This window comes from Simiduia sp., from assembly GCF_058345725.1.
The window spans coordinates 33,131-44,794 of the sequence record NZ_JBTUOC010000024.1 but is presented as its reverse complement, the minus strand read 5'-3'; the positions used below and the strand labels follow the sequence as shown (position 1 = coordinate 44,794).

The following is an 11,664-nucleotide window of genomic DNA, read 5'->3' as shown; positions in this document are numbered from 1 at the left end:
GACAATGAAGAATCATGACATAGTCGAAAAAAATATCGGCCTGATGGCAGTGTTGACCATTGTGGCCATTAGCTTTGGTACCCTGGTTGAAATCGTGCCGCAGTTTTTCCTGAAGGAAACCACCGAGCCGGTCGCCGGTTTGAAACCGCTGCCCGCGCTTGAGCTGGAAGGTCGCGATATCTATATTCGCGAAGGTTGCCACGTGTGCCACACCCAAATGGTGCGGCCGCTGCGCGCCGAAGTGGAGCGCTACGGCCACTACTCGCTGGCCGGCGAGTCTGTGTACGAGCACCCCTTCCTGTGGGGCTCTAAGCGCACCGGGCCAGACTTGGCGCGCGTGGGTCAGCGCTATTCAGATGCCTGGCAAAAAGCGCACTTGTACAACCCGCGCAACGTAGTGCCCGAATCCAATATGCCCGCTTTCCCCTGGCTGTTCGATAATACCCTTACCGGTGAAGACACAGCGGCCAAAATGCGCGCACTGCGCTCTGTTGGCGTGCCTTATACCGACGAAGATATTGCCGGTGCCCAAGATGCCGTGAAGGGCAAGCCCGAAATCGACGCGCTGGTTGCCTACCTGCAACAACTGGGCACCCTGGTGCAGCAGAAGCGCTGATTATGGATATTAACGATTTGCGTTCACTCGGAACGGTTTTTGTCACGCTGGCGTTTATAGGCGTCTGCTGGTGGGCGTTTTCGCCCAAGCGTAAAAAGCGTTTTGATGAAGCGGCCAATCTGCCCTTTGCCGATGAGCCGCAGAGCAAGCCAACACAACAACTTCATCCTAAAAACGATGAAGAGAGGCAGGACTGATTATGAGTACTTTTTGGAGCCTTTGGATTACTGTGCTGACGCTGGCGTGCCTGGTGTTAGTCACCTGGGTGCTGTTTGCCAACCGCAAGGTGGCTGTGAGCGATGAGGATGATCCGGAAAACCGCACCACCGGTCACGTTTACGACGGCATTGAGGAATACGACAACCCGCTGCCGAAGTGGTGGTTTCAATTGTTTGTGGCCACTTTGTTTTTTGCCGCGGGTTATTTGATTGCCTACCCAGGCCTGGGCGCTTGGGAAGGTGTACTGGGCTGGACTTCGCACAAGCAGCTAGCCGGCGAGCAGCAAAAGGCGCAGGCCAAGTATGTAGACACCTTTGGTAAATACCAGGAAATGTCTATCGAAGCCTTGGTCAATGAACCGCGCGCCATGAAAATGGGCGGTCGCTTGTTTTCTAACAACTGCGCGATTTGTCACGGCGCCGACGGCGGCGGCAGCTACGGCTTCCCGAGCCTGATCGACAAGGATTGGCTGTACGGCGGCACGCCAGAAAAAATCAAAGAAACCCTGCTGCACGGCCGCAACGGCAATATGCCGGCCTGGGGCCCCATCTTAGGCGAAACAGCGGTGCAAAATGTGGCTGAATACGTGTTGGGCCTGTCGGGCCAGGAGCACGATACCAACATGGCCAAGGCCGGTGAGTCGGTTTTTGCTGCCAATTGCGCCAGCTGCCACCAGGCCGATGGCACGGGCAGTCACACCTTTGGTGCGCCTAATCTGACCGACGACATTTGGTTGTACGACGGCAGTCGCAAAGGCGTGCGTCACTCCATCCGCGAGGGCCGGGCCAATCAGATGCCGGCGCAAAAAGACAAGCTGCGCGAAGATAAAATCCACTTGTTGGCAGCCTATGTTTACAGCCTGTCACTGGAGCCAGAAGCGCAGTAATCCGTTCAGGGCAGCCAGTGGCTGCCCCTTTTCTGTTCCCGCCACACCGTTGGTGTTTACGAGTTTGTTCGCATGTCTGATCAAGAGTTAAAAGATCGACCGGAAGCCGCAGAACAACAAGAAGAAAAGATCCGCTACGTCGACGTTTACGAATCCTCGGGTCGCGTCTACACCCGAAAGATCACCGGCTTTTTCCAGAAGCTGCGCCGCTACACAGGCCTGCCACTCATGGCGGGATTTCTGCTGATGCCCTGGTTTGTGATCGACGATCGGCCGGCCATGCTATTTGATTTATCCACCCGGCAATTTCACATTTTGTGGCTCACCTTTGGCCCGCAAGACGCCATGCTGCTGTCGTGGTTGCTAATAATTGCCGCCTTTACATTGTTTACCGTGACCGTGTTGGTGGGCCGTGTGTGGTGCGGTTTTACCTGCCCGCAAACGGTGTGGACCATGATGTATATCTGGGCAGAGCACTTTTTTGAAGGCGACCGCAATAAGCGCATGAAATTAGATCAGGCGCCCATGAGTCCAGAAAAGTTTGCCCGCAAGTTTGGCAAGCACACCATGTGGGTGACTATTGCCTTAATTACGGGCATTACGTTCATCGGCTATTTTACACCGGTGCGCGAGCTGATTACGGGGTTGGCCACCTTTAGCGCGGAACCCATCGCCGCCTTTTGGGTGTTATTTTTTGCCGCTGCCACCTACCTGAATGCGGGCTATATGCGCGAGCAAGTGTGTAAGTATATGTGCCCCTACGCGCGCTTTCAGTCCGTGATGTACGACGAAGACACGCTCACGGTTTTTTACGATTACAAGCGCGGTGAAAATCGCGGGCCCCGCAAGCCCGGTGAAGACTACAAGGCAAAGGGTTTGGGCGATTGCACCGATTGTTCCTGGTGTGTGCAGGTGTGCCCGGTGGATATCGACATTCGCGACGGCGTCCAATTAGAGTGTATTGATTGCGGCTTGTGTGTGGATGCTTGCAACAGCGTCATGGACAAAATGGGCTACGACCGTGGTTTGATTCGCTTTACCACCGAAGACGCCATTAAAACCGGTACAACCCATGTGTTTCGTCCGCGCTTGTTGGGCTATGCCGCAGCGGTGTTGGTAATGATTGGCGTCTTTGCCTATACCGTCAGTAATCGCGTACCGGTGAAGGTGGATGTGCTGCGCGATCGCGGTGCCAACATGTACCGCGTGCACGGCGAAGAAATTCAAAATGTCTACACCATTAAAATTCAAAACCTGGATGCCGCGGAGCAGGTGTATACCATCGACGTGCGCGGCGATCTGCCCTTTACGTTGGGGGGCTACCGGCCAACGCTGATCGAAAAAGGCGAGCGGGTTAGCTTGCCGGTACGGGTTTCTGTACCGCAGTCGGCGATGACAACGAGTCGGGCAAACTTTCAATTTCATATTCAAAGCGATAGCAACCCAGAGCTGCAAGCTACCGTTAACGCAACATTTATTGGTCCACCCAAGGGCCCAAGTACGCAGGAACAGTGATGAACGATCAAGTGCAACCGCAGCCCTGGTACCGCCAGGGTTGGGCCTGGTTTTTGTTAACGCCGCTGATTGTCATTGTCTTGGTGATGACGGTATTTATCAGTATCGCCGTCAAGATGGCAGACGATGTGGTGGTGGATAACTACTACCGCGAAGGCCGCATGTATAACGAGCGGCTGGAGCAGGATAGCCGTGCCCGCGCGCTGGCCATGCAGGCGGATGTGCGGTTCGATCTGGAAACCGGCGAAGCGTTTCTGACATTGAGCGGCGCCGACCAACCGCCCACCTTGGTACTGCTGGTGCAACATCCCACGGAAGCCGATCACGATCAGGTGCTGATATTTTCAGCCACTGGCCACAGTCATTACCGCGCCGATCTGGAGCGCAGTATTCAGCACGCGCGCTATTTACAATTGTTTCCTGGCGCCAACGCGTCGGCGCGGGCGGAAGCAGACTGGCGCTTAAAGGGACAGCTGAATTTTACCGATGCGCAGCAGGTCTTGCTGGCACCGCAACCCTCGCGTTGATTGTGCGCCACTGCTATCACTGCCAATTACCGCTTGCCGGCAGCGGGCTCACGGTAGAAATACAGGGCCAGCCGCAGCCCATGTGCTGCCCTGGTTGCGCCGCTGTGGCGCAGGCCATTGTGGACGGCGGTCTGGAAAACTTTTACCGTTTTCGCGAGTCGCCCAATCCAAAACCCGATGCCGATACTGGCAACTACGCTGCATTCGATTTACCCGAACTGCAGGCGGATTTCATTACCGGAGAGCCGCAGGCGCGCACCGCCCACTTGGTACTGGATGGTATTAGCTGTGCCGCCTGTGTGTGGCTGATCGAACAACACCTGAGCACAGTTGCCGGCGTGCAAAAAGTGTCGGTGAATGCCACTCAGCACCGGGCAACCATTGTGTTCGACAGCCGCATACTCGCGGTGTCGGCGCTGATGTCGGCGCTGGCGCACATTGGCTATGCGCCGCTGCCCGCCAGCGACGATAATCAGCGCAATCTTTGGCAGCAGGCGCGCAATCAATTGTTGATGCGCTTAGGGGTGGCCGGTTTCGGCATGATGCAGGTGATGATGGTTGCCATTGCACTCTACGCCGGTGCGCTGCAGGATTTTGACGGCGTTTGGCAAAGTTTTTTTCGCTGGGTCAGTTTGGTGGTGGCAACACCGGTTGTGCTGTTTTCGGCGCAACCATTTTTTGTGGCCGCTTATCGCAGCTTAAAAATGAAACAGCTGGTGATGGATGTGCCCGTGGCCATCGCCATTGGCGGCGCCTATCTGGCGAGCGCCTGGGCAACTATTAGCAATAGCGGCGAAGTGTATTTTGAATCCGTCTCCATGTTTACATTTTTCCTGTTGCTGGGGCGCTACATCGAACTGCGCTTGCGCCACAAAAATGCCAACAGCCTATCGCAGGTTGCAATGCGTTTGCCCTTAACGGCACGCCGGTGCGCGGCCAATGGGCAAGAAGAGATTGTTGCAATCAAACAGCTGCAAGCCGGCGATCGGGTAAAGGTGCTAGCGGGCGAAACTTTTCCCTGCGATGGATGCATCATTGAGGGGCAGTCGCGGGTTGATGAAGCCTTGTTAACCGGTGAATCTCAGCCCCTGCCGAAGCAGAAGGGCGACCGGGTGATTGCCGGCAGTGTGAATTTCGACAGCCAGTTGTGGCTGTTGGCCGAGGCGGTGGGCACCGATACCCAATTGTCGGCCATAGAGCACTTGGTGGCGCGCGCCGACAGCGAAAAGCCCCAGCAGGTGAGCGCCGCCGATCGATTGGCTCGCTATTTTGTGGCCCGTTTATTGTTGGTGGCTGCAGCCGTGGGCGGTTTTTGGTGGTGGTACGAGCCCAGCCAGGCATTTTGGGTGGTGCTTTCTGTGTTGGTGGTGACCTGCCCCTGTGCGCTGTCGTTGGCAACGCCGGTGGCGCTCACCCGTGCCCACGTATTGTTGCGCGAAGCGGGCATGTTGGTGACCCGTGGCCACTGTGTGGAAACGCTGGCCAAGGTCGATACCGTAGTGTTTGATAAAACCGGCACCCTCACACAGGGCCACAGCCGTTTAACCGATGTGCAGCCACTGGTTGCCAACATGGAGGCGGCAGAATGCGTCGCGCTGGCTGCGGCGCTGGAGCAGGGCAGCCAGCATCCGCTGGCGCGCGCTTTTGAAAAGTTACCGCCGCAGTGGTCGCAACCAGCGGCCGAACTGCCCGCAGTGAGTCAGCAAACCCAGCACCCGAGTCTGGGTGTCTCCGGGCGTTGGCAGGGGCGACAGCTGCGCCTGGGGCGGAGCGCTTTTTTTGCCGATTGGTACGCGCCAACACCGCCCGATGCACAACAGCGTTGGCTGTTGTTGGGCGACGAGCAACAGCCCCTGGCCTGGTTTGCCATCGCCGACTCACTGCGCCAGGATGCACAGCATTGCATCTCGCAGTTGCAGGCAGAGGGCAAGCAGGTATGGGTCTTGTCCGGTGATCAACCTGGCGAAGTACAGCGCGTAGCGCAGGCATTGGGCATCGATAGCGAGCACGCGGTGGGTGCTTTGTTGCCCCAAGACAAGTTGGCTCGGGTGCAAGCGCTACAGGCACAGGGTCGCATTCTGCTGATGGTGGGCGACGGCATTAACGACGTGCCCGTGTTGGCCGCTGCCGATGTGTCGGTGGCCATGGCTGGCGCCACCGAGTTGGCGCAGGCGCGGGCAGACAGTTTGTTGACCAACGGCCGCTTGCGCACACTGTCGACGGCCCTAGATGTGGCGCAAGGTTGCCAGCGCGTGATTCGCCAGAACTTAACCTGGGCGCTGGCGTACAATCTGATCGCGCTGCCCTTTGCCGCGCTTGGCTGGGTGCCGCCTTACCTGGCCGCTGCGGGCATGAGCCTCAGTTCGCTGCTGGTGGTGCTTAATGCGTCCCGCCTGCAAATGCCTGAATTGACAACGGCAACACCCGCGCCAACGGCGCGCTTTTCAGAGGTTAGCTGATCATGGAAATTCTGTTTTTATTGGTGCCGGTGGCGCTGATTTTAATTGGTTTGGCCATTAAGCTGCTTTTCTGGGCGGTGAAAAATGGCCAGTACGACGATTTAAATACCGAGGGGCGCCGCATACTTTTCGATGACGAGCCCGCCCAAAAACAGACGCCACCCAGCGAATCGCCTAAGGATTAGTGTTGGAATTTTCGATTGCCCTGTTTTCAGTCTTTGCGGCCGGCCTATTGGGCGCGGGCCACTGTCTGGGTATGTGCGGTGGCATAGTGGGCGCTTTGTCCCTGGCCGCTGGCGATCGGCGCTGGTTGCGCTTGGCACTGTACAACCTTGGGCGCATCACCAGTTACAGCGTCTTGGGTGCTGTGGCTGGCGGCTTGGGTTTTGCCTTTGAAAAAATCGCCGGGCCCTGGCTGCGTGTACTTGCCGGCGTGTTACTCATGTTAATGGGCCTGTATTTGGCCGACTGGTGGCGCGCCCTGGTGTGGTTGGAGCGCGGGGGTGCCTCGCTGTGGCGCTACATTGCGCCATTGGGCAAAAAATTGTTGCCGCTTAATAGCCATTGGCAGGCGTTGCCATTGGGCATGCTGTGGGGTTTTTTACCCTGTGGCTTGGTGTATACGGCTCTGGCTTTTGCCGCCAGCCAGGGCAGCGTTCCCGTAGGTGCTGCGGTAATGGCCGCCTTTGGCTTGGGCACTTTGCCCGCCTTGCTGGTATCCGGGGCGCTGGCCACGCAGATGAAACAGTGGCTGGCGCGCCGCGCATTGCGGCAGTTTATGGGTATGCTGTTGGTGCTGTTTGGCGTTTGGACCTTGTGGTTTAGTCTGCAGCACGCAGGTCACGGTGGTGCTCACAGTGCAGATCATGGCGGCCACCACGAGCACGCCGGCGATACAGTGCAGCCAGCGGATGAGTCGCCTCATCATCACCACCATCATTAACCGTTAGTGGATTATGCGGCGTCGCTTGTACGGCCGTGTGTGTCGCACGGAAACATTTTGCACGCCTGTGATACCCTGAAAAGAAACAAAACACGAAGCATACGGCCGAATTTATGCTGCCTGCTTGACCTCCAGGGTCGGCTATAAGAATCTCTGCTGGTTTCCGCAGGCGCTGGCGCGCCTGCGCAGTTTTCAAGGCCGCCCAGTTGCCGCATAACAATAACAATGGATACCGCAAGGATACTGTCATGTTTCACCACGCCATTGGCTTAATGATCCGACCGCGCAAGCAGTGGCAAAGCTTGCACGACCTGTCTGACACAGCCTTTAAACGAAACGCCCCTTACGGCATCGTGCTGGCCTTGCTACCAGCCATCGCCTGGTACCTGGGCGCCACAGAACAAGGTTGGCAGGGCCGGGTGGGTGAGGTCACCTACATGGCCGAGCACAGCGCACTGTCGCTCATGGGCGCTGTGTATTTTTCTTTGCTCGTGGCCATTGCCGCCATTGGCTACTTTATTCACGGGCTGTCGAAAACCTACGGCGTTAAAGTCGACCCCTTGAAAGGATTTGTGGTTGCAAGTTTCATTGCAACTCCAATTTTCGTTGTGGGTATTGCCGGCCTCTACCCAAATTTATGGCTTAATCTGTTGCTCTTGGCGGCAGCTATCGGCCACGCAGTTTATTTACTTCACACCGGCCTGCCTATCATGTTTGATTTACCGAAGCAGCGCGGCGAATGGTTTGCAGCTTCAGTGGTGGGCATGTCTTTGATTGTGGCGGTTAGTATGGCTGCGGGCATCTTGCTGTACTGGCATTTGGTCTCACCGCCAGAGTTTGTATAAGCGCTAATCTCAACAGTCACAAGGCGCCGCAGGCGCCTTTTTGGTCGATCAAAATAGCCAAGGTACACCGACTAGGCTGCGTGAAAGCAGCGTCAATCACGGCGCAAGACGTAAAGCATTAACAATGCAGATGCGCTCTGCCTAGTGCAGCCGGTTAAAATTTAGTGACATTGACCTCGTGTGAAGCAATGTACATTTACCATGACTCAGCAGTGAACCTTTGATACCTCTCTAGCGAATAATCTGATAAATGTGATAAAACGCGTCTATTACAATGGCGTAGAAATACAGGTGGCGTTTTTCTAGAACCCTTAGTCTGTATTATAACTGCTAGAAAAGGTACGCGTTGGCCGCGGTTACTCCGCCAAAATTCAGCTATTAGATAGTATTTATAGGTAGACGCATGATTACCATAGTGCTGGACTCAGAAGGCGAAAATAGACGAGGCATGCTGACAACCTATTACTCGTCTAATGTCAGAAGGGCGTTGCTATTGCTTGCGGGCATCTTGGTGTTAGCAATAAATTATTCAATTTTTACTGTTGATGCGCCGATTGCTGAAAAAGTTACACGTAGTTTAATCGCCTCACCGTGTACAGTGTTCGTTATTTGGTTTTTCTTTTCCTACCGATTCGTAACGACGCTGGGGAGCTTTCAGCAAGCGCACCATGTGCTATCGGGAGGCACCACCGCGTTTTCCTATGTCCTTACCGATGACGGGGTGCTTGAAAAAACAGAGTCATTCGAGAAAACTTATCTCTACTCTGAGTACATAGGCTGCAAGTCGACGGGATCGGAAACCTGGCTGAGTTTTAGGATGGGGCTAATTTATTTGCCGAAGTATGCCGTTAAATCAGGCTCGGTACAGGAATTTATCGAGCATTTCGAAAAAAAAGTCAATGAGTGCAATCAATAGGTTACATCATATTGGAGAAACCCTTCGCCGAAGTTCGGCAAGTGGTATTGTCTAACCACAATTACTTGCCTGTCGAACCCGAATTGGAATAGACCGAATACCGCTTTCACCGCTATGGTCTGGGCGATTAGTTGGTAATGCGGTGTTGTATTGCCATTGGCAAAAACACTCTTGGCGCTGCCAGCACAAACGAAGAATCGTATCGGCTACAATCGCTAACACTTTGGGTTAACGATTGCAGCTGCGTAATGTGGTGTTTGTCGGCGAGTGTTAGCAGAGAAAACTGTCGTCCTGGCGCAACACGAGCTGATAGGTGGGCTGGAAGTTTGCCCATTTGACCAAATCTGTGGCGTTGTAATCGCGGGTTTTAATGGCGATGTCGTGGCTAATGTGCGCGGGCGTGCCGGCGGCATCGGCCAGCAACTGTGAGCGACAGGCGCTTTCCATGGCCATAAATAAGCCACAGGCGATGTCCACTGAACTGCCAGTAGTGAGCAAACCGTGATTTTTCAAAATGGCAGCGGGCATTGTACCGAGTGCGCGCGCAATGGCATCGCCTTCGTCGGTTGCATCCACTACGCCATTAAATTCTTCAAAGAGCGCGTGGTTTTCATAGAACATGCAGGCGTCTTGTGAAATGGGCTCCAGTAATTTACCCATGGCACTGAAGGCTCGGCCGTAGGGCGAGTGGGCGTGCGCCACGGCATTGATGTCGGAGCGCGCCGCGTGCAGACGAGAGTGGATGGCAAAAGCGGCGCTATTGACCAGCTGGTCGCCTTCTACGATCTCGCCCGCGTGATTAACCAGTACCAAGTCTGAAGCTTTGATCAGCGAAAAGTGCACGGCCACCGGGTTCACCCAAAAGTGGTCGGCGCGGGCCGGGTCGCGCACACTGATGTGGCCAGCAACGCCCTCGTCATAACCCAGGTAGCCAAACACCCGAAAGGCCCCGGCGAGTCGCTGTTTAAGGTAGGTGCGCTCGGCCTCAATCGACTCGAATTGGCTGGGCGGCAGTTCGACTTTGGCGGCGCCAATGGTGGTGCGGGCAAGTTCATCGCGGAAATTATTCACGGTGGCAGTCTCTTGTGGTGGAAGGTGAGTTGCTAACAACACGGGATGCTACGAAGCGTTAAATAATTAGTCCAATGCATGGTTGTTTGGTATAACTATTAATTTTGTGCATTGTTGGGGCGGCCTGTGAGTAAGTTGGACTTAAACCTGATGGCGGTACTGGAGGCGATCTACGACGAGGGATCTATCACGCGGGCCGCAGATCACCTTTGCCTTAGTCAGCCGGCGGTAAGCCATGCACTGGGGCGATTGCGCGCTATCTACGACGACCCGCTGTTTATCCGCCAGGGGCAGACGATGCGCCCAAGCCCGCTCACCGAGCGCATTATTCGCCCGGTGAAAGCGGCGTTGGCCAGCCTGCGCGAGACGGTCAATGCGGGTCAGGTTTTCGATGCCGGCCGGCTTCAGCGGGAGTTTCGCCTGGGGCTGCGCGATGGCATGAACACGGCGGTGATGCCGGCTTTATTGTCGCAGGTCAGTCGACTGGCACCCGCGGTGGCCGTAGCCAGTTTACAGTGCCACCCGCACCACCTAGTGGCCGCACTGACCGCTGGCGAGCTGGATATAGTGGTAGACCTGTTGCAGCCAGTACCCGATACCATTGCCCATGCGCGGCTGTTGTTTGAACGATTGTGTGTGGTGGGACGGCCGGCGCACCCTGCCCTGCAACAGCCGCTGACCCTTGAAGGCTATTTGGCGCACCAGCAAATTTTAGTGACGCCGTTACAGCAGGGGCCCGAGTGGGTAGATCACGAGCTGGCCCGTCACGGCGTGCGTCGCACCGTTGGTGCGCGCTGCCAGTCCTACTTGTGCGCCGCGCACATGCTGGCGCAAACGGATTTGCTCAGTATTATGCCGCAGGGCATTGCCCGCATATTGAATGAACAGATGCCCTTAGCGCTGCGCGAAGTACCTTTTCAAGTCCCCACTCTAGAGTTGCACGCCTTTTGGCACGCGCGGGCCGATCAGGACCCGGCCCATTTGTGGCTGCGCCGGCAACTGCTCGATGCCCTGGCCACTGTGCCCTACATAGCGCTGGAGCCCGATGCCCAGACACACCTCCTTAGAGCGTGAGTAGGCGCCATTGAAGGGCGCGAAATATGAACTACCGCTGCGTAGCAATGGGCTTGGCTTGCTACGCTGTCCGTCACCACTATCTGGGTCAATGCCATGCAACTGTCACATTTTTTTAATCCCTGGATGCCGCTGTTTTATGGGCTTGGGGGCTCTGCGTTGACGACGCTTTCCGTACTGGGTGATGAAGGACTGCAAGCCTACGTCATGTTGGTGTTGGGCGCTTGGTCATTGATCGTATTGCCAGTCAACTTAGTAGTGATTTATCCACTGCTGGGGTTGAGTTATGCATTGAGCGCCTCGCCAACCGTGCGGTTGTGGGCGAATGGCGTATCTGCCCTAGTGAGTCACGCACTGGGCTGGGTAAGCCTAACGTTGATTATGAGCGTATAACTGGAGGTCAATGGCTGGCGTCACAGGGCGCTGTAGCGGCTGTCGCGTATCGCCAATTTTTTTAATTTCATTTTTACTAGCCGCTAACCAGACTGCAGAAACATAGCTGCGGCGGTGCGCCAAAAGCTCGCTCTAAAATATTGACGATTAGGTCGGAATTTTAGCGGTTTTCCCTATTGTGAACTGTGCGTCTTGAAGTC

At 55.7% G+C, this 11,664-nt stretch carries 13 protein-coding genes; 12 read left to right on the top strand and 1 reads right to left on the bottom strand.

Going from position 1 to position 11,664, the window contains the following annotated elements:
• The first annotated feature begins 4 nt into the window (after positions 1–4).
• The 10 genes from ccoO (at position 5) to ACW8F6_RS05585 (ending at position 8,926) form a co-directional block, all read left to right on the top strand.
• Entirely contained in the window at positions 5–616 is a 612-nt protein-coding gene (ccoO, locus tag ACW8F6_RS05630; RefSeq protein ID WP_491574875.1) for a cytochrome-c oxidase, cbb3-type subunit II, read from the top strand.
• Positions 617–618: 2 nt separating this feature from the next.
• A complete protein-coding gene (locus ACW8F6_RS05625; protein WP_491574874.1) occupies positions 619–813 on the top strand; it encodes a cbb3-type cytochrome oxidase subunit 3 in 195 nt (64 codons plus the stop codon).
• 2 nt (positions 814–815) lie between these two features.
• The gene (ccoP, locus tag ACW8F6_RS05620; protein ID WP_491574873.1) at positions 816–1,721 is read left to right on the top strand and encodes a cytochrome-c oxidase, cbb3-type subunit III; all 906 of its coding nucleotides are present in this window, start codon (positions 816–818) and stop codon (positions 1,719–1,721) included.
• A 72-nt stretch (positions 1,722–1,793) separates the two neighbouring features.
• A complete protein-coding gene (gene ccoG, locus ACW8F6_RS05615) occupies positions 1,794–3,236 on the top strand; it encodes a cytochrome c oxidase accessory protein CcoG (protein ID WP_491574872.1) in 1,443 nt (480 codons plus the stop codon).
• On the top strand, positions 3,236–3,763 hold the full coding sequence (locus tag ACW8F6_RS05610; protein ID WP_491574871.1) for a FixH family protein: 528 nt from the start codon (positions 3,236–3,238) through the stop codon (positions 3,761–3,763). The genes ccoG and ACW8F6_RS05610 overlap by 1 nt, the downstream gene beginning before the upstream one ends.
• A gap of 2 nt (positions 3,764–3,765) precedes the next feature.
• Complete coding sequence (locus ACW8F6_RS05605; protein ID WP_491574870.1) at positions 3,766–6,222, top strand: heavy metal translocating P-type ATPase; 2,457 nt, start codon at positions 3,766–3,768, stop codon at positions 6,220–6,222.
• Positions 6,223–6,224: 2 nt separating this feature from the next.
• A complete protein-coding gene (ccoS, locus tag ACW8F6_RS05600; protein ID WP_491574869.1) occupies positions 6,225–6,407 on the top strand; it encodes a cbb3-type cytochrome oxidase assembly protein CcoS in 183 nt (60 codons plus the stop codon).
• A gap of 2 nt (positions 6,408–6,409) precedes the next feature.
• Positions 6,410–7,165 (top strand): sulfite exporter TauE/SafE family protein, encoded by a 756-nt coding sequence (locus ACW8F6_RS05595; RefSeq protein WP_491574868.1) that lies wholly within the window; start codon positions 6,410–6,412, stop codon positions 7,163–7,165.
• 248 nt (positions 7,166–7,413) lie between these two features.
• Positions 7,414–8,010 carry a Yip1 family protein gene (locus ACW8F6_RS05590; protein WP_491574867.1) on the top strand — a complete coding sequence of 199 codons (597 nt, stop codon included), beginning with the start codon at positions 7,414–7,416 and terminating at the stop codon, positions 8,008–8,010.
• Between the two features lie 403 nt (positions 8,011–8,413).
• Entirely contained in the window at positions 8,414–8,926 is a 513-nt protein-coding gene (locus tag ACW8F6_RS05585; protein ID WP_491574866.1) for a hypothetical protein, read from the top strand.
• Between the two features lie 270 nt (positions 8,927–9,196).
• Here the strand turns inward: ACW8F6_RS05585 and ACW8F6_RS05580 are convergent, their stop codons facing one another.
• Positions 9,197–9,997, bottom strand: a complete 801-nt coding sequence (locus tag ACW8F6_RS05580; RefSeq protein WP_491574865.1) for a class II aldolase/adducin family protein — start codon at positions 9,995–9,997, stop codon at positions 9,197–9,199.
• A gap of 126 nt (positions 9,998–10,123) precedes the next feature.
• On the opposite strand from ACW8F6_RS05580, the gene ACW8F6_RS05575 reads away from it, so the two are divergent.
• On the top strand, positions 10,124–11,071 hold the full coding sequence (locus tag ACW8F6_RS05575; RefSeq protein ID WP_491574864.1) for a LysR family transcriptional regulator: 948 nt from the start codon (positions 10,124–10,126) through the stop codon (positions 11,069–11,071).
• 96 nt (positions 11,072–11,167) lie between these two features.
• Positions 11,168–11,464 (top strand): hypothetical protein, encoded by a 297-nt coding sequence (locus ACW8F6_RS05570; RefSeq protein WP_491574863.1) that lies wholly within the window; start codon positions 11,168–11,170, stop codon positions 11,462–11,464.
• Positions 11,465–11,664: the final 200 nt, after the last annotated feature.

Coding starts and splice junctions, on each gene's coding strand:
- ccoO (WP_491574875.1), top strand. CDS start 5: ATGAAGAATCATGACATAGTCGAAAAAAATATCGGCCTGATGGCAGTG.
- ACW8F6_RS05625 (WP_491574874.1), top strand. CDS start 619: ATGGATATTAACGATTTGCGTTCACTCGGAACGGTTTTTGTCACGCTG.
- ccoP (WP_491574873.1), top strand. CDS start 816: ATGAGTACTTTTTGGAGCCTTTGGATTACTGTGCTGACGCTGGCGTGC.
- ccoG (WP_491574872.1), top strand. CDS start 1,794: ATGTCTGATCAAGAGTTAAAAGATCGACCGGAAGCCGCAGAACAACAA.
- ACW8F6_RS05610 (WP_491574871.1), top strand. CDS start 3,236: ATGAACGATCAAGTGCAACCGCAGCCCTGGTACCGCCAGGGTTGGGCC.
- ccoS (WP_491574869.1), top strand. CDS start 6,225: ATGGAAATTCTGTTTTTATTGGTGCCGGTGGCGCTGATTTTAATTGGT.
- ACW8F6_RS05590 (WP_491574867.1), top strand. CDS start 7,414: ATGTTTCACCACGCCATTGGCTTAATGATCCGACCGCGCAAGCAGTGG.
- ACW8F6_RS05585 (WP_491574866.1), top strand. CDS start 8,414: ATGATTACCATAGTGCTGGACTCAGAAGGCGAAAATAGACGAGGCATG.
- ACW8F6_RS05570 (WP_491574863.1), top strand. CDS start 11,168: ATGCAACTGTCACATTTTTTTAATCCCTGGATGCCGCTGTTTTATGGG.